Source organism: Lentzea indica (genome assembly GCF_012184385.1).
Lineage (GTDB): Bacteria > Actinomycetota > Actinomycetes > Mycobacteriales > Pseudonocardiaceae > Lentzea > Lentzea indica.
Genome location: NZ_VSRL01000023.1, coordinates 38,778 through 62,537, shown reverse-complemented (window position 1 = coordinate 62,537; position 23,760 = coordinate 38,778). Strand labels below are relative to the sequence as shown.

The following is a 23,760-nucleotide window of genomic DNA, read 5'->3' as shown; positions in this document are numbered from 1 at the left end:
ACGACCTGGCCGAGATCTTCCTGACCGGTATCACGAAGAAGCTCGGCGGACAGATCAACGCCGATCTGAACTCGCAGGTCAACAACGCCGACGTGGACCGAAGGAGCCGACGTTGGTCAGCATCGAGTCGCGCTTCGACTCGTCCCAGGCAGCGCCGTCGACGGTCTTGGCCAGCGAACCGATGATGGCGTTCGCGGCGTCGTAGGAGAACGCACCGTAGGCGGCGTAGTCCTCCTTGCCGAACTTCGCCTTGTACGCGTCGACGAACGCCTTGGCCGTGGCCAGCGACTCGGTCGGCGCGCCAACGGAGGTGGCGAGGTCGCCTTCCTTACCGCCCAGCTCGATGTACTTGCCGTCGAAGATGCCGTCGCCGCCCATCAGCGGAACGTTCAGGCCGGCGGACGCCATCTGCTTGGACAGCGGACCCGCGGCGGGGTACTCACCGCCGTAGTAGACGGCCTCAGGGGCGAGTGCCTTGATCTTGGCGATGACACCGGAGAAGTCGGTGTCCTTCTCGCCGACCGTCTCCTGGCCGACGATCGTGCCGCCCTTCTTGGAGACCTGCTTCGACAGCTCGGCCGCGAGGCCCGCACCGTAGGTCTTGCCGTCGGTGACGATGGCGATCTTCTTCTTGCCGGCCTTCTCGACGAGGTAGTTGGCCGCGTACGGGCCCTGCAGGTCGTCGGTGGCACAGACGCGGAAGTAGTTGTCGAACTGGCGCTTCGGGGCGGTCAGGAAGTCATTGCCCCTGGTCAGCGACGGGTTGGTGTTCGCTGGCGACACCTGGGGGATCTTCTTGTCCCGCAGGATCGGCTGCACGGTCTGCGCAACAGACGAGTTCAGCGTGCCGACGACACCGACGACGTTCGGGTCGGTCGCCAGCTTGGTGGCGGCCTGGGCTCCCTTGGCGGGGTTGGCCTCGTCGTCCTGCGCGGAGACGGCCAGCTTGTAGCCCTTCACCGTGCACTTCTTGTTCGCCTCGTCCACGGCGAGCTCGGCGGACTGCTTGATGCCGATGCCAAGAGCGGACAGGTTCCCGGACAGCGGGGCGACTACACCGACGGTCAGAGTGCCCTTCGACGTGTCGCAGTCGCCCCCCGCGGTGCCGCCTTCTTGTTTGTTCGTGCCACAGGCTGCGACGACAAGCAGCGTGGCGCCGACAATCGCAGCGGACTTCACAGAGTGCTTACGCACGTGATGTCCCTCCTCTATCCCTGCTCCCGGCGACGCGAGTTCTCCGCGCACCGCTCCATCACCCTCTCCTGAGGGATGGCCGGAACCTAGGCGATGACTGTGACCGCAGTCATCACAGCCAATGGGCTCGTGACCATAACGCAACGCGGCGTTATGTTTCACTTAAGCAATGTCACATACCGTAACCTTCGTTCACTCTTTGGACGGCTGCCATAACCTGGCCGTATGACTCCGCGTCGTCGGGTGATCGCAGCTGTGGGAGCCACCGCCGTGCTCATCGCAGCGGTACTGGTGCTGCGGCAGGCCGACGACACGCCGGAAAGGCCCAGCTCAGAGCCTGTTCGACTGACGCGGTACACGACAGATTTCATCACACTGCCGTCTCAATCGGCTGCGCCCGAGCCACCGTCCACCGTCTGGAGCAGCGACGGCAGGGTCCACTGGACGCCCGTGCCCGGCGTGTCGGGGTACGAGGTCAACGGCAGGCTCGTCGCGTCGCCGGAGGTTGCGGCTTCCGGGCGGCCCGACGTGCGGGCCGTGGACGGGTTCGGCCAGCGATCGCTGCCGGTCAGGGCCGAGGAGCGCCCTGGTGACGACGGGTGGCGCCGCGCCGTCAACGGATGGCTCGACGACTTCGACGACACGTTCCTGGAGCGCCGCTACCACCTGAGCGGACGCCGCGGTTGCGTGAACCCCGGCTCCGGCTCCGGCGGTCGTCTGGTGATCGACATGCCGTGCGGCAACGACGCGGCGGTGCTGCGCGCACGGACGCTTCTGCAGCTGAACGATGCGGACGAACTGGGCCGGGTGGTCGTCGTGACGGACGCGGCCGGGCCACACGGGAAGCTCGTGCTCGACCTCGTTCCTGGAACCCCCGACCGCCTCGGACCCGTACCTCCCGCCGATGCGGTTCGCGTGGTGGTGGACGACTCCGTTTCACCCGGCACGCGCGGTGCGGGCGTTCTGCATCGGTTCGAAGTAGTACTGACACGCGGCGGTGTGCGCGTTCTGCAGGACGGCGCGCAGATCGCCACTTCGCCCGTCGTGCCTCAGTGGCGCGAGGCGAGCGTGCTGATCGGCGTGACTCCGCCGCCGAGCTTTCCGGGACGGGTCGAGATCGACGCGGTCGGCATCACCGGACCGCTTCAGCCGATGCCCGAGGTGATCGAGACCCCGATCGTGGCCGGAACATTGCGAGTGCTGGAGCCAGATGAGGAGGCGCCGGGCATCGGTGTGGCGCGTGCACCGTTGCGTGGGGCTCCTTCAGCGCGATTACGGGCAACGGTGCGGATCGGCGACGGCGGCGACCCGAACGGCCTGGTCGCGCAGCTCGGTTCGGCGCGGTTGCCGTTGCGGCCGGTGGTGAGCGGCTGGTCCGCGGCGGAGGGCAGCGAGCTGACCGTGACCGGGGACGTGCCCGCCGAGCTGCTCGGCTCTGCCGGGCCGGACGCGCTGAGCTGTCTGCTACGTCCCTGTGTGCTTGGCAGTCTCAGGTGCTGGAGAGCTACATGGAGGTGCCGGGGCAGTCGCCGGTGAAGCTCGGGAACGCACCGGACGAGCCCGCGCCCGTTCTGCCCGTGATGACCGCTGAGTTCACCCGTGTAACCCCGAACGAGGCGACGCTGGCGATCACCCTCGACGCCGCTTCCGCGCGGTCAGTGGCGCCGCTGGCGGGCTTCGAGGTGTACGTCGACAGCGGTCACGTGGCGACGATGCCGATGCCCGGTGGTGTCGGCGGCCGGCACGAGGTGCAGATCTCGCTCAAAGGCAGCCACAACGTCGAAATCCGCCTGCGCCCCGAGAACCCCGAGGCGCAGACGGACTCCGTGTGGCTCGAACTCAGCCGAAGTTCTCGATGACGGCCTCTGCGACGGCCTTCATCGTCGTGCGGCGGTCCATGGCGGTGCGCTGCACCCACCGGAACGCCTCCGGCTCACTCAGACCCTGCTTGGTCATGAGAATGCCCTTGGCCCGTTCCACGACCTTGCGCGTCTCCAGGCGCTCGGTGAGCCCGGCGACCTCCTGCTCGAGCGCGGCCAGCTCGCTGAACCGGCTGATCGCCAGCTCGATCGCGGGCACCAGGTCCCGCTTGGCGAACGGCTTGACCAGGTAGGCCATCGCGCCCGCGTCACGGGCGCGTTCGACCAGGTCGCGCTGGCTGAACGCGGTGAGGATCACGACCGGCGCGATCCGGTTGCCCGCGATCTGCTGGGCGGCCTCGATCCCGTCGACCTTGGGCATCTTCACGTCCAGGATCACCAGGTCGGGGTTGAGCTCGTTCGCGAGCTTGATGGCCTCTTCACCATCAGCGGCCTCGCCCGCCACCTCGTAGCCCTCTTCGCGCAACATCTCCACCAGGTCGAGACGGATCAAAGCCTCATCCTCGGCGACGAGCACGCGAGGGGCCTTGCGCGTGGCTTCGGCTTGGGCCTCGGCAGCCTGCTGGGTCACCGGGGTCCTCCTGACGATCGTTCCTGCGGGCGAAAGCGCAGTCTACCGGCGGTCAGGCTCCTGATCGGGCTCGGCGGCCGTGACGGCAGACACGAACTCCTCGGGCCACGGATAGGTCCGCATGCCTTCCTCGACGTCCTGGGTCGGCGCGTCGATGCGGCGGAGCGTGATTTCGCGGGTGGTGCCGAAGTCCGGGCGCCCGAGCCGTTCGCGGATCTCCGCCTCTGCCGGGCCACCGGCCCATTCGACGAACCAGGCCTCGCCCATCGGAAGTGCTCGCAGCCAGCTCGCGTCATGCCACAGGTGTACCCGGCGAAGTAGAGCGCTCCCAGTGGCCGCTTTCGGCGTTTCCTCGTCGTTGCCGCCGCCGCCGGCGTACTCGACGCCGCGGAACTCGTGCATCCAGCGCACGTACCGCATGCCGAGGTCCCATGCTTTCTCGTCGACGCCGACGAGGACGACCGAGGCGTCACCGGTGGTCAGCTCCGCCGACCGCCGGTGCTGCTGGTGCGTGAGGCCCGCGACGCCCATGCCGAAGCCGGCCTCGGTGCGTGGAAGCAGCTCGAACAGCAACGGCCCGAGGGCCCTGTCGCTCAGGTGCAGCTTGAGGCTCTCCCCCGGTTCCACCGTCCGGAACGCGTGGGCGGGCCTGATGATGCTCGCGGGCGGCATCAGCTGGAGCACGCTGGCCGCGGTGCAGCCCGCGATCAGCACTTTCGCTTCCAGTTGCCGCTGGGCCTGCGTGGTCGCATCGGGCAGCGGATCCCCGCCGCGGACGGCCGGGACCGCCTGAGACAGGTTCTCGCCCGTGTAGATGCGCCGCAGATCGGCGAGCTGGTCCGTGTTGGACAGACGTGCCATGACAGCAGTCCTCGTTTCCGCCGCCCGGCTCGGCACGACAAGGACGCATGTGCACGCGTCTACGTGGTCGGTTCGCTTCGGTGAGCAGGAGTTGCTGAACACTGCGGCGGAGAGTGCCGCTCACTGCCGGGGAGCGGCTCCAGCCTCACGTCTGCTCGGACGCCACTGACCACGTTACCGAACCGCGCATCTGGTTTTAGTCGGCGCCCACGATCAGCTTGTACTTGACGTCGACGCTCTTGCCGTCGGCGGAACCGCGGATCACCAGCTCGTGCTCACCGGACGGCGGTGGGTTGATCCAGGCGTACAGGCCGCAGCCGACCGAGTTGATCCTGCCGACCTGGCTGCCGAACGGGTTGCCCGCGCGCGCCTCGTAGGTGAACGGCGTGGCCGACACCCTCGTCAGCGCCTGCGTGGAGCCGTCCAGCAGCACCTCGCCCTGGGCGCCCTTCATGAACCTCTCGCAGCCCGCGACGTCGCTGGCGAGGTTCACAACGGGAGCGAGAAGCGGCTTGTCGGCGGGGACCCGGCACTGCCGCACGACGGGCTCTTCGCTGAGGGACCCGGCGAGCAGCCAGACCTCGACGGGCTGGTCGCGCATGCAGAACCGCCCGGAGGTGTCGGACACGGGGTTGCTGTTGGCGGGCTGGGAAGCCCACGTCCACCAGCGAGCCTGGAACTCGCCCGGCGCCAGTTTGTCCGAAGTGGACGTTTGGGGAGCGGTGGGTGGGGCCGCCATTTGCGCGTTACCGCCGCAGCCGGCGAGCAGAACAACTAAGAACAGCAGGACTTTCCTCACTGGTTCTCGCGTCCCTTGCGTCGTTGTTCCTCCGCGCGCTCACGGCAGCGGCGCAGGAACTCCTCGTCGTCGTCAGGATTGGTGGCCGAGAACCGCCCCGGCCGGTTGTACTCGGGAAAATCAGAAGCTTCGCGTTCGTATGCACCACGGCGCGCGCGTCCGGTCCCCACCACCGGACGACCCGCCACGAACCACGCGATCGAGCCCACCAACGGGAACAGCAAGACCAGGAGAAGCCACAACATCTTCGGCAGATTGCGAACTGAGCCTTCGTCGGTCGTGATCACGTCCACGACGGCGAAGATCGTCAGACACAACATCACCACTCCGAACAGCCCACCGAAGTACAGCATCTCCACCCCCAGGTCGTGCGGTCGCGCACATCGTGGCACAAGGGACACGCCATGAACATGGTTCAGTCGTCAATCATCTGCGGAGCATTTCGCGTAGTCGCGAATCCCCGGCGAGCAAGGGTTGTCACTTCGCCTTAAAACGCTTGTTTCATTCCACCTTTTCGAAATGGGCGCAAACCTGCCACGCCCCTGGTGGCCCGAGTGATACCTGAGGTGGAATTAGCCTAGCCACAGACGGCGGCGAACACCAACCACCAGTTCGCGCGCTCAGCTGAACAGGTCCGCCGCCATGGGCCGACCCGCGCAACCAATTCACCCCAGAGGGTGAAATGGCCCCGGCGCCGAGGCCGAATTCGGCTCACGCCGCGGCGCCGGCCCGGATTCAACTTCCTCGATTCCGTGTGCAGCCCGATCGAACAACGAACACTTTCCGCCAAGTCGTTCCAACGCCGAGTACCGGAACGTTCACATGAGCCGTGGCGCAGGTGAGGCTGAGCGCCAGACCTGCTGCGGACCCGTTGTCGAGGCGGTAAGCAGGCCTTAGCGTCGCTCGCATGCCAAGGGGTGCAGAGAGTGTGCTGGAAGTGCTGGCCGCGCACGGCGTCGAGGTCGTGTTCGGCCTGCCCGGCGTGCACAACCTCGCCATCTGGGAGGCACTGCGGAAGCACCCTGGTATCCGCATGATCGGGGTGCGGCACGAGCAGACGGCGGTCTACGCGGCGGACGGCTACGCACGGGCCACGGGCAAGCTCGGCGTCGCGGTGGTGACGACCGGTCCCGGTGCGGCGAACACGCTCGGCGCCACCGGCGAGGCGTGGGCGTCGGGCAGCCCGGTGCTGGTGATCGCCACGGACATCCCCAGCACGTTGCGGCAGCCCGGGGTCTACCGGGGCGTGCTGCACGAGACGCGTGATCAGAAAGCCATGTTCGGGCCGGTCACCAAGGCCGCCTTCGACGTGCCGTCCGCACAGGAGCTGGGCGCGTACACCGACAAGGCGGTCCAGCAGGCCGTCCAAAGCCCGCACGGGCCCGTTTATCTCGGTGTGCCAACGGACTTCTTGTCCGCCGAGGTTCCCCGCCACACTTCGTCGAAGATCGAAGAGGCACACGTCGTCCCGGACCTCGCCGAAGCCGAGGAGCTCATCGCCCAGGCATCGAGGCCCCTGATCTGGGCCGGCGGTGGCGCGGCTCGATCAGGTGCCGGAGCTGCCGTGGGAGCGTTGGCGGCCAAGTTGCAGGCGCCGATCGTCACCACGTACGGCGCGCGTGGGCTGACCGACAGCCCTCTTGTCGTGCGAGGGCCGGTGCACGCGCCGCCCGTCGGGAAGCTGTGGGACGACGCCGATCTCGTGATCGCGATCGGCACGGACTTCGACGGCATGATGACGCAGAACTGGTTGCAGCCGAAGCCGCGTTCCCTGGTGGCCATCAACATCGACAAGGCGGAGGCGAACAAGAACTACCCCGCGGACGTCACGATCGAAGGCGACGCCGCCACCGTCACCGCGGCCCTCGCGACCAAGGTGAGCGAGAAGGAAGCAGTCGTCGACGTCGACGCGGTCAACGCCGAAGTGCGGGCGCTGGCCGAAGCGGACTCCCCGGAAGCCGTGAAGCTGCTGAAGGCGCTCGAAGGCTCCGACGCCACGATCGTCGCCGACATGTGCATCCCCGGCTACTGGATCGGCGGCTTCCACCACGTCACCAAGGAACGAGGCCTCGCGTACCCGGTCGGCTGGGGCACGCTCGGGTTCGGGTTCCCCGCGGCGATCGGCGCGGCCGTCGAGCACCGGACGATCGCGGTGGTCGGTGACGGCGGTTTCCTGTTCGCCTGCGGGGATCTCGCGACGCTCAGGCAAGAAGGTCTCCCGCTCACGATCGTGCTCGTCGACGACGGCGGCTACGGAATGCTCCGGTACGACCAGCAGGTCGCGAACCACACCATCAGCGGGGTTGACCTGACCAGGCCCGACTTCGCGAAGCTCGCGGAGAGCTTCGGCATCCCGGCGGTCACCCTCGAAGGCTTCGACGGGCTCAAGGACGCGTTGGCCGGCGCCGTGGGCCCCACCATGATCGTGGTGAACGCGAGCCTCAAGCCGCCGATCAACACCTCACCCCGGTGGTACCGCAAAAACGCCACTTGATCACGAACCCGCCCGGTACCGTCCCGCCATGAGACGTGGGCTGGGGATCGTGCTCGCTGTGCAGGCAGTGGTGCTGACCGCGTTGTCGGGACGGTACGGGTTTCACCGGGACGAGCTGTACTTCATGGCGGCGGGAAAACACCCCGCCTGGGGCTACGTGGACCAGCCGCCGATCACGCCGATCTCGCCCGCCTCAGCACGGAGGTGTTCGGCGAAACCCCGGTCGGCCTCCGCGTGATCGCCACCGTTCTCGCGCTCGCCATCACCGTCGTGGTCGCCCTGATCGCCAAGGAACTCGGCGGTGGCGCGGTCTTCGCGGCCGCCGCGTCGGCGACGTCGACGTTCGTGCTCGCGGTGAGCCACATGCTGTCCACGGCCACCGTCGACCTGTTGGTCTGGGTGCTCATCGGGTACTTCGCAGTGAAGCTGTTGAAGACCAAGGACGGACGCTGGTGGCTGGCCCTCGGCGCGACCGTCGGCGTGGGCCTCGCCAACAAGTGGCTGCTGCTGTTGCTGTTGGCAGCCATGGCGATCGCGCTGATCGCCATCGGCCCGCGCGACGTCCTGCGCACCTGGTGGCTCCCCGCAGGCGCGGCGCTGAGCCTGGTGATCGCCGCGCCCGTGCTGGCGTGGCAGGCGATGCACGACTTCCCGTTGCTCACGGTGGCGCGCGGCATCAGCGAGGACGACGGCGCCGAGAACCGGATCATGTTCGTCCCCATGCAGCTGGTCATGCTCTCGCCGTTCCTGGTGCCGGTGTGGGTGGTCGGCTTCCGGAACCTGTGGCGCGACAAGACCTTCCGCTCGCTGGCTTTGGCCTATCCGATCCTGTGCGTGCTGTGTTTGGTGGCGGGCGGTAAGCCGTACTACGCGGTGCCGCTGTTGCTGGTGCTGATGGCCGCAGGTGCACGCCAGACTCAGGAATGGTTGTTGCGCCGCAAGGTGATCGGCGGCGTGCTCGTGGCGCTGAGCGTCGTGCCCGCCGTGATCGGATCGCTGCCGATCCTGCCGCCGAGCGCCCTCGCACCGGTCCTCGCCATCAACCCAGAACAGGGCGAACAGGTCGGCTGGCAGGAGTTCGCCGACACCGTCGAAAAGGCGTGGCTGCAGAACGACCGCCCCATCGTGATCACCCGCAACTACGGCCAGGCGGGCGCGATCGAGGCCCACACGCAGATCCCCGTGTACTCCGGCCACATGTCCTACTACGACTGGGGACCGCCCCAGACGTTGAACAAGAAGGTCCTGCTCGTCGGCTTCGGCACACTGCCGTTCGACGGGTGCAAGCGCGTTGCCCAGCACAACAACGTCATCGAGAACGAAGAAGACGGCACGGAGATATGGGCGTGCACGGCACCAACGGGAACATGGGAAGACATCTGGCCGAGGCTGCGCCACTACTACTGAAGCGCTACTGACCACTTAGGACATTGGAGCACTTCCAACACCGACGCCCCTTCGGCTGAATTTGGCCGAACCTGTTGGAATCAATGAGCAACTGGCTCTAGCTTCTTTTCATGCCAAAGAGAGATTCCACGGTGCGCGGACGGGAGTTCGGCGCGGGCGTGCGCGAAGCCCTCCGCAAAGCAGGCCTCACCGGACGCCGCGCCGCAGAACTCGCGGGCTGGGATCCGGCGAAGCTGTCCGACCTGCTCAACGGCAAGGGCGGCATCACCGAGCACGACCTCGTCCGCCTGCTGGGCGTGTGCCGAACTCCGATCGAGGAGTCCGAGCACCTGCTGACACTGTTCCGCGAGACTCAGCGACCTGGCTGGCTGCAGCTTCACGGCGCTACGCCACCGATCCGCTTGCGGACACTCTCTGAGCACGAGGCAGCCACCACCGAGCTCACTCGATGGAGCATCAACCTCATTCCCGGCCAGGTTCAGCTACCCGACTACTATCGCGCCACGATCGGCACTTCCCCCAACGTGCCGAACAAGGAATCCGATGCACGTGTAGCGGTTCGCGCCGAGCGTCAGGCGCAACTGCTCAAGCGGCGCTGCAAGATGACCTTCTTCATCCACGAGCAGGCGCTCCGTCTACCGGTGGGCGGCCCTGAGGTGATGTCCGACCAGCTTCATCACCTGCTCGACCTGTCGGTGCGGCCGTACCTGGCTTTTCGGGTCGTGGAGACATCGCTGGGCGCTCATCCGGGACTGAACGGGTCCTTCACGTTCATGAGGTTCGCCAAGCACGAACCGGTCGTCTACACGGACGCCGAGAGCTACGGCTTGTTCCTGGACGACAAGGAATCCGTCGACGCGTACCTGAAGGTCGTGAAGGCGCTCGATCGTGTGGCCCTGGATGAGGAACAATCGAAGGGGTTGATCGCCAAAATCGCCTCGTGAGGAGCCGCGAAAGATGACTGAGTGGCGGAAGAGCAGCTACAGCGCCGACACCTCTGACTGCGTCGAGGTCGGTCGCGGCGTCGGCGTCCGGGACAGCAAGTCTCCTGTTGCCCACCTGGCGATCGGAACGAGTGCCTGGTCCGCGTTCCTCGCCGCCACCAAGGCTGACAAACTCGCTCGGTGACCCGAACCTGGCCCACCAACCTCGCCACGGACGAAGGCGTACTCGCCTGGGAGTTCCTGGACTTCCTCCGCAAGACCGCCGTGGTGAAGGTCGACGGACTGACCCGCGACCAAGCCGCGGCGGCCCCGATCTCCACGTCCCCGAAGCTGACCGCACTCGGCGTGCTCAAGCACCTCGTCGCCGTGGAGCGGTACTGGCTGTGCATCGCGGGCGCGGGCCTCGACCTGCCGTCGTTGTGGGAGGGCAGCCCGGACCCGTCGTGGGACCTGACCGACGACGACACCCCGGAGTCGCTCATCCAGGCCTACCGCGAGGAATGGACGAATGCCGAGGCGCTGAAGAAACTCGATGCCGACGCGACGGCAGCGGACGGCGAGCGCACCGTGCGGTGGATCCTGGCCCACGTGGCGCAGGAAACCGCGCGCCACGTGGGCCATCTGGATCTGCTCCGCGAGCTCGCGGACGGGCAGACCGGCGAATAGCTAGCGTTCGCCGATCCACATCTTCGGCAGCGGCGGGACGTCGCCGCGCAGAACCGCTTCGAGCTCGCGCTTCAGCTTGCGCTGCGACCAGGTCGTCCGGCTGAGCGCTTCGGCGACCAGAGCCTCGTCGCCGAACAGGAACAGCGTTCGCGCGGCGGCGACGCGCACCAGGCGGTCGTCCTCCGACAGCAGCTCGGCGAGCCGTTGCCGGACGGCGTGCCCGGAGTACTCCTCCGCGAAGCCCGCCTCTGCCAGCCGCCGCACTGACTGCACGGCGGCGAAGCGGACGTTCCTGCTCCGGTCGGACAGGGCGGGGAGCAGCACGTCGAACGCGTCCGCGTCCGCCGTGTCACCCAGGTTCCCCGCCGCCAGCAACCTGGCCGTGGACGCGCCGTCGCGAAGCTGGCCGGCGTAGTGCTTGACCGGTTCCAGCCGGCGGAGGCGCGTGAAGCCCCATTCCTCCGCCCCCGGCGGGATCTCTCCCACCAGCCACTCCGCAAGCCGTTCGCCGCGACCGGGCTCGGCGACGGGCTCGGGGAGCAGCCTTTCGGCGTAGGAGGGGTCCCTGTCGGGATCACGCTCGGCCAGGATCCTGCTGACCAGTTCGGCGCGGGAGTCCTCGCCACGGTCGAGGGCGGTGTGGAACATCGCCAGCAACTCGTGGTCGACCTCGGCTCCCGAACCGCTGGACAGCACGACGGCGGCCTCGCGCCAGTCCTCCTCCGAGGTGGAGGAGGCGATCCGGTCGAGCGCCTGCTGTTCGTTGGCGTCCGACGTCGTGCTGCCCATCACCGTTCTCCTTCGCTAGCGGTGCCTGCTGTCAAGACCACCACGTCACCTTCGGCGGCGGAACTTGAACCGGAGCAGACCGCCCAGGAAACCGGCAGCGGCCAGACCGACCTTCCCCGCTTCCGGCAGGCCGAGCTTGTTTCCGGCCTTGTACCCGCCGATGGCCGCCCGCGCCGCACCGTGGACCCGGAAAATGCCATGGGTCTTCCACCAGCCCGACAGGCGCGTGAAGCCGTTCCGCACGGTGTTGTACACGAACTTCTTCGCGGAGTAGATGCGCGGAGCCAGCCACGCCGCCGCCCTGTTGATCCCGCGCGACATGGCACCCACCACGCGGGGCACGAAGCGGACCGCGGCCCTGACGGCGAACCTCGCGAGGATCGGCACACCGACGCGAAGTCCCACCACCCCGAGGAAGAGGCACGGCGGGCACCTGCCGTCGATGTCCGTGACGTTGACCGGGTCGCCGTTGACGTAGTCGTAGTCGTTGGCGGACCCGCCCTCGACCGGGTCGACCGACAGGAACCTGCCCAGCAGCGGGCTGTACGGACGGGCACCCATCTGCACCAGGGACAGCGCACCGGCGTGTTCGTAGTGCCGCTGGTGCTGCCCGAGCCAGCCGAAGTCCATCTGGCCCGGCTGGTTGTCCGGCACCGCGTCCGCGTCGACCGCGCCGTTGGCGGCCAGCGGCTCACCGAACGGCGTGTAGTGCCGCAGCTCGCCGACCTGGTTGCCCGCCGCGTCCGTGGTGAGGGCGAGGTCGCCGCGCACGGTCGGGTGGTCGTACGAGCGGGTGGCCCCGTCGTCGCCGCTGATCGTCAGCAGCACGCCACCGGGCAGCGAGATCGTGCGGGACAACAGCTTCTTGTCCTCGCCGAGCACGATGTCCGCGGTGTCGCCGTCGGCGGTGTAGCCGTACAGCGCGACCGTCTGCTGGTCGCCCTGTTCCGTGCTGCGACGGATGATCCGGTTGGTCGAGTCGCGCTGGTACGCGACCGCCGCCGGGTCCGCTCCGACCGAACGGGCACCGATGTTGCGTTCCGCCCCGTCCCAGGTGAGGTGTGTGGTGGAGCCGTTGACGGTGTACTCGGTCGTGTTGCCCTTGGCGTCGTACTTGACGTTCGACGCCGCGTTCGCACCGACCGTGCCGAGGAGCCGGTCAGCGGAGTCGTAGCAGTAACCCGTCTCCGCCGTGCCCGCCGACGTCTGGTCCAGCAGCCGCAGGCGGTTGCTGTTCAGGCCGGCGTTGCCCACCGAACCAGCAGGGCAACCGGTGGCGGCGGTGGTGAAGTCGTACTTGTAGACGTGGCCCTTCACCCACGCCTCGGTCATCCTGCCCACCGCGTCGTAGAGGTAGTTCGCGCCGCCGGGGTTGGCGTCGAACCCGCCCAGTGACTCGTCGATGATCCGGCCACCGCGGATGCGCGTCACGGTCGACGCGATCTCGGCGCCCGCCTTGGTCTTCCAGGTGACGGACGTGATGTCGCCGGCGTTGTCCTTGCCGACCGCCGCGAGCGAGGTGCCGTTGGCGTAGACGACCGACTTCAGCTCACCGGCCGCGTCGTAGGACGGCGTGGCCAGCAGGGTGCCGTCGAGCGACACGCTCGTCGGCCTGCCCTCGTCGTCGTGGGTGTAGGTGATGGCCTGCACCGGGTTCAGGGGCAGGTTCACCTTCTCCGACGTGGCACGCCCGGCGCGGTCGTACTTGGTCTCGGTGCGCACACCGTGCACGTCGGTGTACTCGACCGTGCGACCGAGCAGGTCGACCTTGGTGGTGACGGTGCCGTTGTGGTCCGTCACGCTCGACACGAGCGGGTCGCCGTTCACCGCGTGGTTGGTGGTGACGACGCGCTCGCCCTGAGCGGCGTTGCCCGGGAACTTCACCTCGACGGTGCGGTCACGCGCGTCGTACCTGGTGCAGGTCCACCTGCCAGGGCCACCCTCGGCGACCGGGCGGCCGGACGCGTCGACGATGCGCTCGTCCTCGCGTGCCGTCCCGTCCGACGCGGCGGGCATCCTGGTGAGCTTGGGCAGACCGCCCTGGTTGACCGCCTCGACCTCCGCGGTGCACGGGTTGTCCCGCGTCTCGGTGTCGCCGTAGTGCTGGTAGGTGGTCTGGGCACCGTTCGGCATGGTCTTGCCGGTCTTGCGCAGGTAGCCGGAACCGGCGGCCTCGTAGGAGAACTTGGTCTCGACGCCGCTGATCGTGGTGCTCGTGACCTGACCGAACGCCGCGTCCAGGCCGTTCTCGCCGAACTTGTGCGACTCGACGAGGTCGCCGTAGCCGTGCGACTGGAGCTTGCGCTTGGACGTGGTCAGCGCGTACTTCGGCTTGAGGCTCGTCGCCGGCACGATCTGCTGGGTGCCACCCGGAGTGGTCCAGTGCAGCTCGAGCCGAGACAGGTTGACGTCCTCGTAGTACTCGATGCGGATCTTCTTCACCGCACCGGCCGACGGGCTGGTGACCGTGGCCTCACGCCACTTCTCGGTGGTGTTGATCCAGTCGTCCATCACGATCGCGTCGTCGATCCACACCCGGATGCCGTCGTTGGCCAGGACGCGGAGCTTGTAGCTGCCCGCCTCCGGGAACACGATGTCGCCCGTGGCGCGCAACGAGAACGAGTCGACCGGGACGCCCGTGGCAGGGGCGTTGGTGCCCCAGTCGCGAGCGAACGCGCCGTCCGCGGCCAGACCGGTCTGGTACACCTTCGGCGCACCGACCATGTCCTTGTTGTCGTAGAAGGACACGGCGAGACCGTTGATGCCCTCGTCGTAACCCGTCTTCTGGTGCGGCACGGTCGCGGCGCACTCCGGCTTGGGGAGCTGGCCGTTGAAGCACGACGGCGAAGCCGGGCCGTACTGGTCCGTCGGGCGGTCCTGCGCGTCGTACACCGTGGTCGACATCCGGCCTGCCGCGTCGGTGGAACTGAGCTGCAGGTCCTTGACGTTCCACGTCTGCGACGTCACCTTGCCGGTGGCGTCCGTCGTGGACAACAGGCGGAAAGCGTCGTCATAGACGAACTTGCGGTAGAACCCGCCGATCGGGTTGATCCCCGCAGCGTCCACATAGGACGTCTTCTGCGCCGGCTCGTACCGGTACGCGTGGTGCCCGCGTTCTTCTGCGCTCGTCTTCGGCTCGAAGATCTGACGCACCAAGGCTTCGTCGCCGTGACGTCCCAGTAGTGGACCATGTAGTTCGAGTGGTCGGTGTTGCAGCGGTTGGCGCAGTCAGCGCTCACCCAGTCGATCGCCCTGCTGTCACGCAGGTTGTCCAGCAGACCGTAGGTGTTGAACCCGAAGTCGGTGATCTCCTGGCCCGGGTCCTCGAACCGGGACAACTGGCCGCGCGAGTAGAACAGCTTGGACTGGCTGCCGTCCCAGTACACGATCCGGCACAGCATCTGCGCCGGCGGCAACGGGTCCACGTGCGCCGGAGGCGTCGTGCCGCCGTAGCAGTCGTCGCCAGGCCGGTTGTAGTGCAGGCGCTGCGAACGGCCCGAGACCGGGTCCTTGATCTCCTTCAGCCGCGACGGCGCGCCGTCGTAGACGTACTGGAGCGTGGCAGGCTTGCGCGAGTCGATCGCGCCAGTCTGCGACACCAGCTTGCCCTGGGCGTTGAAGACGAACACCTCGGAGCCGTAGGTCAGCGTGATGCGACCCGCACTGTCCAGCGCGAGCACGCCTTCCTCACCGTCGGGCGGCGTGTACCCGCCGGTGCTCTTCTTGGTCCACGTGTGCTTCGCGCCCGTGCCGTCGGTCAGCACGACGTTCTGGTCGGTGACCTTGGCCTCGGTGAAGGTCGTGCCGGTGCCGTCCAGGTCCGCGGACAGGGTCCAGCCCTTCGGCAGCACCGGCAGATCCGAGGAGTGCAGCCAGTCGGCGGGCACGACCTGGGCCTTGACGTTGCCCTCCGTGGTGCGGACGAACAGCCGCAGGAACGCGCTGTGGGTCACCTCGGCGAGCTCGACCTTGATCGGCACGCGCTGACCGGCGGTCAGGGAGACGTTGCCCGCCACACCCCAGTTCACGTCACTGCAGCAACCCTGGTCGTAGACCGAGTTCCCGTTGACCCACACCCGCAGCCGGTCGTCGTGCACACCGGCGAACTGGTACGTGCCGGTCTCCGGCGCCTGGAAGTAGCCCTCCCAGCGCGCGACGAAATAGTCCTGCGGCAACGCGGGAGCGAACGGCGAACCCAAGCCCCAGTCGACGTTGACCTGAGGCTCGGTGCGCACGAGCACCGGTTCCTGCTGCGGGCTGATCTCGCCGTTGTGCGACAGGTCGGGGAAGTAGGAGGCCTTGAGCCCCTTCTGCTCCTGCTGCTGCGAGTTGTACGTCATCTTCAGGCCGGTCTCGCCACCGACTGTGTTGAAGGTCGGACCCTCCACAGTGGTGGTGACGTTGCCGTTGGCGGCGTTGACCGAGATCGGGCCGACGTCGTCGCCGGCGCCGGGCCGCGCTCACCGATGCGCTGGTCGACCTTCAGGTGGAACACCGCGCTCGGGATCACCGAAGTGGCACCGCTGGTCGCCTTGGCCTGCCACGTGTAGGCGACACCGTCCTGCAGGACGCCGGATGGAACCGTCCACGTGGGAGTGTCGAGGCAGCCGGAGTCCACGACGACACCGGACTTCGCGTCCGTACCGGTGGCGACGGTGAAGCAGTACTTGACCGCGTCGCCGTCGGGGTCGCTGACCGGGCTGACCTGGAGAGTCGGCGTGGTGCCGGTGATGACGCTGTGGTCGGCCGGGCCGACCAGCGCCGGTGCGGGCGGCGCGGAACCCGTGTCGACGGTCAGCGTGGCGCTGACGTTCTTGTAGGTCCACACGCCTGCGGCTTCGTGGCCGGTGAGCATGAACGTGGCCATGTGCCGGATGTCCGCGATGTGCTGCAGGAACGCCCTCAGGCTCTCGCCGCTCAGCGTGCCGACCTGCCCCACGAGCCCGGTGGCCAGGTGACCGCCGAGTCCGTTGAAGTTCATCGCCGAGGCGTGGTAGAGGTTCGCAGGCCAAGTCTTGTCCGGGCTCTGCGGCGAGCGCAGGTTCGAGATGTCGAGCTTCGCGCCGACGATCCGCTTGCCGTATAGGTTCTCGTAGTTGAAGCGGATCGCGTTGCGCCAGTACTTGTCACCGTTGTCCAGCGCGTTGCCGAACTTCACACCGCAGTTGGTGCACCAGTAACCGTCCGACTTGTACGACTCGGCGTACGCGACGCCGTAGGTGAACGTCGGGTCGACGCTCACCGGGTAGACGCGCTTCGAGTCCTTCAGCCACGCCTCGTCCACCGCGACGGTGAGCGTCCAGTCCTTTCCGGACTTCTCGACCGTGTACGTGCCGCCGGTCCTGCCGGGCGGCGTGTTCTCACCGTCGCCGGCCGAGTCCCACGTCTCGATCGGCGGCATGACGATCTTCGGGGCGCCGTTCGCGTCGCGCAGCTCGACCGTGCCCTGCTCCGTCACGGTCGGCGTCAGCGCGCCGCTCTTGAGGGTGAACCGCCACTTGTTGGTGGACGGCGCCTTCTTGAGCTTGATGGTCTCCTTCACCGACCCCGGCGTGACCTCGTACGTCAGGTCCGTGTCCGGGCTGACGTCGGAGTACTCCGCCGTCTTGTCCTCGACCTTGGCCTTGCGGTCCTTCGCAGGACGTTCGGGCGACAGCGAGACCTTGTGGCCCTCGAACTCCACGGTGACCAGTGCCGGATCGTCCGCGTTCTGCGCGAGCGACGGCTTCAGCGGGTGCTGCTTGGCCTTGACGCGCCGGGTCGGCGTGTCCGCGACCAGCGTCGGGTCGACCGCACGCCAGTTGCCCAGCGCGTCTTTGACGTTGCGCGGCTCGGTGGACTGCTTGATCGTCCTGGTGCCGTCCGGGTTCTCGTACTCGTCGACGAACGTCGAACTGGAGACCACTTTGGACTTCTGCGGGTCGAAACTGCTGCTCTGACCGCTCCCCATCAGCGGCGTGAAGTCCGCTTTGGGATCCGCGGGCTGGATCGGCGGCTGCTTGAGCTCGGCGCTCTTGAGCGCCGGAACCTCACCCGGACTGATCGCCGCGGGCTTGGCGGGAGGCGCCGCGAACGCGGGCACCTCCGCAACGGAGAACGTGAGTGTTGCAACGAGCGCAGCAGCGATCGCTCGTGCTCTTCGAGCACGAGACAACCGCGCCGCAATGCGACGCGTCATATTCGTCTTCCCCCAGGAAGAGTGTTGTCAGCGGGTGAGCTTCCGCTGCTCACCCGACCCCAGTTGACGCGCTGAGCATGCCTAACTCGGACATACGAAGACAATGAGCCATTCGGCTCAACTCATGCTCATGGCTGATGCAGATAGCCGCCCACGGCGTTCTGGCAGACGTCCTTGAGAGCGTTAACAGCGTCGCGCAGCAACGGGTTCGTGTTCGCCGTGCGGTGGACGACGTGCACGTGCCTGCGCAAAGGCTTGCTGCGCAACGGCATGGCGTGTGCGCCGGGCAGCGCCCTGAAGCCGAGCGCGGGCACCAGGGCGACGCCGACGCCTGCCGCCACGAGCGACTGCACAACCTCGTAGTCGTTGCTGCGGAAAGCAATTCTCGGGGCGAATCCCGCTGCGGCGCACAATCGCGTGAGGCAGGTGGCTCCAGAAGTGCCATCGCGGGACGCGATCCAGCGTTCGTCCTTGAGATCCTCGAGTTTGACGTTGCTCTTCGCGGCCGGGTGATCGGCCGGAACCATGACCAGAAGGGACTCGTCCAGCAACGGCAGCACCGTCAGTTCTTCCGGCCACGTCCGCGGGACGAGGTCGTAGACGTAGACGAGCGCGAGGTCGAGCTCACCGGTCAGCACGAGCGGCAGCACGTCCTCCGGCTCGGCCTCGTCCAGGCGGATCTCGGCGTCCGGCAGGTCCGCCGACAGTTTCGCCAACGCCTTCGGCACCACCCGCGAGCTCGCCGTGGGGAACGTGCCGATCCGCAGGCGGCCGCGCAGGCCCTGCACCATCGCCTTCACCTCGTGCTCGAAGCCGTCGAACGCCGCGAGCAACTCGCCACCGCGGTCGGCTATCAGCAGAGCGGCGCTGGCCGGCCTGATCGAGTGCGCCTCACGTTCGAAGAGCGTGACGCCGACGGCGCGTTCGAACGCCGAGATCTGCTGGGACACGGCCGACGACGTGTAGCCGAGGCGGCGGGCTGCCTCGGCGAACGAACCCGTCTTCACGACCTCGACGAGCGTGCGGAGATGGACCGGGTTGAGCACCAGGCCAGCTTATGCTCGACGTCGCGAGGTTTCATTCTGCAACCCCTGGCGGAACCACCGGGTAACTACCAGGGTGGGATGCATGCCCTATGTCTCCACGAACCCGTCGAACACCTCCGACGTGGTCACCGAGATCGAGCTCGGGACCAGCCGCACCTTCGTCGACGCAGCTCAGCGGGCGAAAGCGGCGCAGCGCACGTGGGCGCGCGTGCCCGCGCCCGTGCGTGGACAGGTCATCGGCAACATCGGCAGGCTCGTCGAGGCGAACTTCGAGCCGCTCGCCCAGCTGGTGACCCGCGAGATCGGCAAGCCGATCGCGGAGGCACGCGGCGAGGTGCAGGAGATCGTGGACACCTGCAACTTCTTCGTCGGCGAGGGCAGGCGCCTCTACGGGCAGACGGTGCCGTCGGAGATGCCGGACAAGCAGCTCTTCACGTTCCGCAACCCCGTCGGCGTCGCGGCGATCATCACCGCCGGCAACTTCCCGGTCGCCGTGCCGTCCTGGTACATCATCCCGGCGCTGCTGTGCGGCAACTCGGTCGTGTGGAAGCCCGCCGAGTACTCCGCCGCGTCCGCCCAGGCCTTCTACGACGTGTTCCAGGCCGCCGGCATCCCTGCCGGCGTGTTTGAGATCGTCTTCGCCGAAGGCTCGGAGACGTTCAACGGCCTGGAGCAGGCGTTGCAGAACGGCCTCGTCGACAAGGTCGGGTTCACCGGGTCCAGCGAGGTCGGCGTGCGGATCGGCGAGCTGTGCGGCCGCCACCTGCAGACGCCGTGCCTGGAACTGGGCGGCAAGAACCCGATGGTCGTCACCGAGGACGCCGACCTGGACCTGGCCGTGCAGGGCGCGTTGTTCGCCGGCTTCGGCTCCGCGGGCCAGCGGTGCACCTCGCTCGGCACGGCGATCGTGCACGAGTCGGTGTACGACGAGTTCCTCTCCCGGTTCGTCGAGGCCGCGTCCGGCGCCGTCGTCGGCGACCCGACCGGTGATGTCCTCTATGGACCGTTGCTGGACGAGAAGTTCGCACTGGCGTACGAGAAGTACCTCGGCTGGATCGGCGAGCACCACGAGGTGCACGGCCCGACCGGCCGCATCACGGCTGCCAGCCCCCGCAACGGCTTCACTGGTGAGAACGGCTTCTTCTACCACCCCGCGATCGTTTCCGGTGTGCGCTCCGACGACGAGCTGTTCCTTCAGGAGACGTTCGGCCCGATCGTCGGCGTCATGAAGTACTCGGACCTGGACGAGGCGATCGAGCTGGGCAACAAGCCGGGCTACGGCCTGTCGTGCTCGATCTACACCACGGACCCGAACAAGGCTTTCCGGTTCCGCGCCGGCATCTCCGCCGGAATGGTGAGCGTCAACAACTCGACGTCCGGGGCCGAAGCGCACCTGCCGTTCGGCGGCAACGGCAAGAGCGGCAACGGCTCCCGGCAGTCGGGCGTGTGGGTGCTCGATCAGTTCACCCGCTGGCAGTCCATGAACTGGGACTACTCAGGGAAGCTGCAGAAGGCGCAGATGGACACGCTCGAGATCGGGGCGAACCTTGACTTCCGGCTCGGCTGAGCTGCCAAGTCAGGCCGAGGTCGTCGTCATCGGCGGCGGGGTGATGGGGACGTCCATCGCCTTTCACCTCGCCGAGGCAGGCGTCCGGGATGTCGTGGTCGTCGAGAAGGACGAGCTGGGTTCCGGCTCCACCTGCAAAGCGGCGGGTGGGGTGCGCGCCCAGTTCTCCGACGAGCTGAACATCAGGCTCGGAGCCCGATCACTCGAAGCGTTCCAGCGCTTTCCGCAGCGGCCGGGGCAGGAGATCGATCTGCACCAGGTCGGCTACCTGTTTCTCCTTTCTTCTCGGGAACACGTCACGGCGTTCGAGCGCAACGTCGACCTCCAGAACTCCCTCGGCGTACGCAGTCGCATGCTGACTATCGAGGAAGCGCAACGGATCTCGCCGTTGATCGAAACGGACGGCCTGCTCGCGGCGACCTTCTCGCCGGACGACGGACACTGCACTCCAGAGTCCGTGGTCCTCGGCTATGCCACCGCGGCCCGCCGATCCGGTGCCCGTTTCTGCACCAGAACCACCGTGAGATCGATCGTAGGGACGGGGTCTGACACTTTTCGCGTGCTGACCGACCGCGGCGAGATTTCGACGGGAACTGTCGTCTGCGCAGCGGGTGCGTGGTCGCGGTCGATCGGCGAGATGGTGGGCGTTGACCTGCCGGTTTCCCCGTTGCGGCGGCAGATCATGTTCACCGAACCCATGCCCGAACTACACGATCGGGTGGTGCCCTTCACCATCGACTTCGGCAGCACCTTCTACTTCCACCGCGAGGGCCGCGGGCTGCTGATCGGCATGTCCGACCCGGAGGAGACGCCGGGCTTCAAGCTGGACATGTCCGACGCGTGGCTCCCGCGGCTCACCGAGGCGATCGGGAGGCGCGCGCCGAAACTGCTGGACGTGGGTGTGCGCGACGGGTGGGCCGGGCTGTACGAGGAGACGCCGGACCGCAACGCGCTGATCGGGTCGGCCGGCCGGTTCTTCTACGCCACCGGTTTCTCCGGGCACGGTTTCCTGCAGGGCCCCGCGGTCGGAGAGGTCGTGCGCGACCTCGTGCTGGACCGCGAGCCCTTCGTCGACGTGTCCAGTTTGGACGCCTCACGGTTCGCCGCCGACCGGGCGCGGCCTGAGCTCAACTGCGTGTGAGGGAATGCTGATGGACGTTCTCCAGCTCATGGACGAGTGGGGACCTGAGAAGGTCGTCTGCGTGTCCGACCGGCGCACCGGCATGAAAGGTGTGCTCGTCATCGACAACACCGCGCGCGGCATGGGCAAGGGCGGCACGCGGATGAGCCCGCACGTGACCGTCGCGGAGATCGCCCGTCTCGCGCGCGTGATGACGTGGAAGTGGGCGGGGGTCGACCTGTTCTTCGGCGGCGCCAAGGCGGGGATCGTGTTCGATCCTTCCTCTCCTGACAAGGAAGCGGCGCTGCGGGCGTTCGCGCGCAAGCTCTCCAACGAGGTGCCGCGCGAGTACGTGCTCGGGCTCGACATGGGGCTCACCGAACGGGACGCCGCGATCGTCCAGGACGAACTGTCGGACCGCGGCGCTATGATGGGCGCACCGGCTCAACTCGGCGGTCTTCCGTACGACGAGCTGGGCGTCACCGGGTTTGGCGTGGCCGAGGTGGCGGACGAACTGATGGCCCGAAGCGGCTCACTGCGCGGCAAGCGTGTCGCAATTCAGGGCTTTGGTGCGGTTGGCGCCGCGGCAGCGAAGCGGTTCGCCGAACTCGGCGCTGTTGTCGTTGCCGTGTCGTCGGTGCACGGTGCGCTGGTGGACCCCGACGGGCTGGACGTGGCACGGCTGCTCGACCTGCGGGCCTCGTCCGGTGATCTCGCGGTCAAGGAGTACGGGCCGGTGCAGGCGCTGGGTTCCGAGTTCCGGGTGCCGTGCGACGTTCTGGTGCCGGCGGCGCTGCAGGACGTGATCGACGCGGAACTCGCGGGCGAGCTCGACACCACCCTGGTGATCGAGGGCGCGAACCTGCCGACTTCCGTTGCGGCACAGGAGGTTCTCGCGGAGCGCGGGATCACGGTCGTGCCGGACTTCATCGCGAACGCCGGTGGCGTGGTCGCGGCGGCGTTCGGGATGGACGCGCGGTACTCACCGTTCCCGGTGAACCCCGCGACGGTGCTGGACGCCGTGTCCTCGAAGCTGAGGGCGAACGCGGCTCAGATCATCGTCGAGGCAAGAAATCGTGGTACGACAACACATGTGGCTGCGCGCGAGCTGGCGCAGGAACGTGTGCTGGCCGCGATGAAGCTGCGGGGGCGGGTCGCATGAGCTCGCTCGAAGGTGTGGTGATCGCGGACTTCAGCCGGGTGCTGGCGGCGCCGTACGCGACGATGATGCTCGGCGACCTCGGTGCCGAGGTCATCAAGGTGGAGCAGCCCGGCAGGGGCGACGAGACCCGCACGTGGGGTCCGCCGCACTTCGAGGGCGAGGCCACGTACTTCCTGTCCGTCAACAGGAACAAGACGTCCGTGCAGATCGACCTGTCGACCGAGGCAGGCCGGGGGCAGGCGCGTGAGCTCATCGCGCGTGCGGACGTCGTCGTCGAGAACTTCAAACCGGGCACCATGAAGAAGTTCGGGCTGGACTACGAGTCGTTGGGGCGTGACGACCTCGTCTACTGCTCGATCTCGGGGTTCGGTTCGGGCAAGGGCGCGGACCTGGCCGGGTACGACCTGCTCGTGCAGGCCGTGGGCGGGTTGATGAGCGTGACGGGGCCAGGCCCGTACGAGCCGGTGAAGACCGGCGTGGCGCTGGTCGACGTGCTGACGGGGTTGCACGCCTGCGTCGGCATCCTCGCGGCGCTGCGCCACCGGGAGGCGACCGGGCAGGGACAGCTCGTCGAGCTGGACCTGCTGACGGTGTTGTTGTCCAGCATGGTGAACCAGAGCGCGGGCTTCACGCTGGCGGGCTCGGTGCCGAAGCCGATGGGCAACCGGCATCCGTCGATCGCGCCGTACGAGGTGTTCCCGACGGTCGACCAGCCGATCGTGCTCGCGGTGGGCAACGACAGGCAGTTCCGCCGCCTGTGCTCGGTGCTGGACGTGCCGGAGCTGGCCACGGATCCGCGGTTCGTCACGAACTCCGACAGGGTTGAGAACGTCGACGAGCTGTTCGAGATCCTCTCGGTGCGCCTGCGGACTCATCCGGCGCAGCACTGGTTCGAAATCTTGACGCCCCTTGGCGTTCCCTGTGGTCCCGTTAACGACGTGGCGCACGCGTTCGCGCTGGCGGAGTCGCTGGACCTCAGCCCCACCGCGACGATCGGCGACATGACGCTCGTCGCGAACCCCATCCGCCTGTCGCGCACGCCGGTCACCTACCGGCTGCGCCCGCCGAAGCTGGAGCAGTGA

At 67.6% G+C, this 23,760-nt stretch carries 22 protein-coding genes; 12 read left to right on the top strand and 10 right to left on the bottom strand.

Annotation, left to right across the window (positions count from 1 at the left end; genetic code table 11):
• Positions 1-78: 78 nt before the first annotated feature.
• Complete coding sequence (locus FXN61_RS09325; protein ID WP_167972267.1) at positions 79-1,194, bottom strand: branched-chain amino acid ABC transporter substrate-binding protein; 1,116 nt, start codon at positions 1,192-1,194, stop codon at positions 79-81.
• Positions 1,195-1,419: 225 nt separating this feature from the next.
• Here FXN61_RS09325 and FXN61_RS09320 point away from each other — a divergent pair, with 225 nt between their 5' ends.
• Together FXN61_RS09320 and FXN61_RS09315 are read left to right on the top strand one after the other, a co-directional pair.
• Entirely contained in the window at positions 1,420-2,730 is a 1,311-nt protein-coding gene (locus FXN61_RS09320; protein WP_167972265.1) for a hypothetical protein, read from the top strand.
• Complete coding sequence (locus FXN61_RS09315; RefSeq protein ID WP_167972263.1) at positions 2,688-3,053, top strand: hypothetical protein; 366 nt, start codon at positions 2,688-2,690, stop codon at positions 3,051-3,053. Before FXN61_RS09320 ends, FXN61_RS09315 begins: the two co-directional genes overlap by 43 nt.
• Here FXN61_RS09315 and FXN61_RS09310 read toward each other — a convergent pair.
• From FXN61_RS09310 to FXN61_RS09295, 4 genes are all read right to left on the bottom strand, one after another.
• A complete protein-coding gene (locus tag FXN61_RS09310; protein WP_167972261.1) occupies positions 3,034-3,645 on the bottom strand; it encodes an ANTAR domain-containing response regulator in 612 nt (203 codons plus the stop codon). The two genes, FXN61_RS09315 and FXN61_RS09310, sit on opposite strands and share 20 nt — an antisense overlap.
• A 42-nt stretch (positions 3,646-3,687) precedes the next feature.
• Entirely contained in the window at positions 3,688-4,506 is an 819-nt protein-coding gene (locus tag FXN61_RS09305) for a hypothetical protein (protein ID WP_167972259.1), read from the bottom strand.
• Between the two features lie 196 nt (positions 4,507-4,702).
• Complete coding sequence (locus FXN61_RS09300; RefSeq protein ID WP_167972257.1) at positions 4,703-5,245, bottom strand: signal protein; 543 nt, start codon at positions 5,243-5,245, stop codon at positions 4,703-4,705.
• A 56-nt stretch (positions 5,246-5,301) separates the two neighbouring features.
• Positions 5,302-5,658: a PLDc N-terminal domain-containing protein gene (locus FXN61_RS09295; RefSeq protein WP_167972273.1), complete on the bottom strand. Its 357-nt coding sequence runs from the start codon at positions 5,656-5,658 to the stop codon at positions 5,302-5,304.
• Positions 5,659-6,212: 554 nt separating this feature from the next.
• Here FXN61_RS09295 and FXN61_RS09290 point away from each other — a divergent pair.
• From FXN61_RS09290 to FXN61_RS09270, 6 genes are all read left to right on the top strand, one after another.
• Positions 6,213-7,799 (top strand): thiamine pyrophosphate-binding protein, encoded by a 1,587-nt coding sequence (locus tag FXN61_RS09290; RefSeq protein ID WP_167972255.1) that lies wholly within the window; start codon positions 6,213-6,215, stop codon positions 7,797-7,799.
• A gap of 28 nt (positions 7,800-7,827) precedes the next feature.
• Positions 7,828-8,037, top strand: coding sequence for a hypothetical protein (locus FXN61_RS51750; RefSeq protein WP_246291120.1), 210 nt, complete (start codon positions 7,828-7,830; stop codon positions 8,035-8,037).
• Positions 8,004-9,206, top strand: a complete 1,203-nt coding sequence (locus FXN61_RS09285; RefSeq protein ID WP_312877611.1) for a glycosyltransferase family 39 protein — start codon at positions 8,004-8,006, stop codon at positions 9,204-9,206. The genes FXN61_RS51750 and FXN61_RS09285 overlap by 34 nt, the downstream gene beginning before the upstream one ends.
• Positions 9,207-9,316: 110 nt before the next feature.
• Entirely contained in the window at positions 9,317-10,150 is an 834-nt protein-coding gene (locus FXN61_RS09280; RefSeq protein WP_167972253.1) for a helix-turn-helix domain-containing protein, read from the top strand.
• Between the two features lie 13 nt (positions 10,151-10,163).
• Positions 10,164-10,334: a DUF397 domain-containing protein gene (locus FXN61_RS09275; protein WP_167972251.1), complete on the top strand. Its 171-nt coding sequence runs from the start codon at positions 10,164-10,166 to the stop codon at positions 10,332-10,334.
• The gene (locus FXN61_RS09270) at positions 10,331-10,816 is read left to right on the top strand and encodes a DinB family protein (protein WP_167972249.1); all 486 of its coding nucleotides are present in this window, start codon (positions 10,331-10,333) and stop codon (positions 10,814-10,816) included. Before FXN61_RS09275 ends, FXN61_RS09270 begins: the two co-directional genes overlap by 4 nt.
• On the opposite strand, the gene FXN61_RS09265 is transcribed toward FXN61_RS09270, so the two are convergent.
• From FXN61_RS09265 to FXN61_RS09255, 5 genes are all read right to left on the bottom strand, one after another.
• On the bottom strand, positions 10,817-11,605 hold the full coding sequence (locus FXN61_RS09265) for a HEAT repeat domain-containing protein (RefSeq protein ID WP_167972247.1): 789 nt from the start codon (positions 11,603-11,605) through the stop codon (positions 10,817-10,819).
• A 45-nt stretch (positions 11,606-11,650) separates the two neighbouring features.
• Positions 11,651-14,329 (bottom strand): PA14 domain-containing protein, encoded by a 2,679-nt coding sequence (locus tag FXN61_RS51745; protein WP_246291147.1) that lies wholly within the window; start codon positions 14,327-14,329, stop codon positions 11,651-11,653.
• Between the two features lie 239 nt (positions 14,330-14,568).
• Complete coding sequence (locus FXN61_RS51740) at positions 14,569-15,993, bottom strand: PA14 domain-containing protein (protein WP_312877610.1); 1,425 nt, start codon at positions 15,991-15,993, stop codon at positions 14,569-14,571.
• Positions 15,948-17,687, bottom strand: coding sequence for a hypothetical protein (locus FXN61_RS51735; RefSeq protein ID WP_246291116.1), 1,740 nt, complete (start codon positions 17,685-17,687; stop codon positions 15,948-15,950). Before FXN61_RS51735 ends, FXN61_RS51740 begins: the two co-directional genes overlap by 46 nt.
• A 224-nt stretch (positions 17,688-17,911) precedes the next feature.
• On the bottom strand, positions 17,912-18,829 hold the full coding sequence (locus FXN61_RS09255; protein ID WP_167972245.1) for a LysR family transcriptional regulator: 918 nt from the start codon (positions 18,827-18,829) through the stop codon (positions 17,912-17,914).
• Positions 18,830-18,911: 82 nt separating this feature from the next.
• Between FXN61_RS09255 and FXN61_RS09250 the strand changes: the two genes are divergently transcribed.
• The 4 genes from FXN61_RS09250 to FXN61_RS09235 are packed head-to-tail and all read left to right on the top strand — an operon-like array spanning position 18,912 to position 23,760.
• Complete coding sequence (locus FXN61_RS09250; protein ID WP_167972243.1) at positions 18,912-20,396, top strand: aldehyde dehydrogenase family protein; 1,485 nt, start codon at positions 18,912-18,914, stop codon at positions 20,394-20,396.
• A gap of 43 nt (positions 20,397-20,439) precedes the next feature.
• The gene (locus FXN61_RS09245; RefSeq protein ID WP_223165359.1) at positions 20,440-21,537 is read left to right on the top strand and encodes an NAD(P)/FAD-dependent oxidoreductase; all 1,098 of its coding nucleotides are present in this window, start codon (positions 20,440-20,442) and stop codon (positions 21,535-21,537) included.
• A gap of 10 nt (positions 21,538-21,547) precedes the next feature.
• Positions 21,548-22,678 carry a Glu/Leu/Phe/Val family dehydrogenase gene (locus FXN61_RS09240; protein ID WP_246291115.1) on the top strand — a complete coding sequence of 377 codons (1,131 nt, stop codon included), beginning with the start codon at positions 21,548-21,550 and terminating at the stop codon, positions 22,676-22,678.
• The gene (locus FXN61_RS09235; RefSeq protein WP_167972241.1) at positions 22,675-23,760 is read left to right on the top strand and encodes a CaiB/BaiF CoA transferase family protein; all 1,086 of its coding nucleotides are present in this window, start codon (positions 22,675-22,677) and stop codon (positions 23,758-23,760) included. The genes FXN61_RS09240 and FXN61_RS09235 overlap by 4 nt, the downstream gene beginning before the upstream one ends.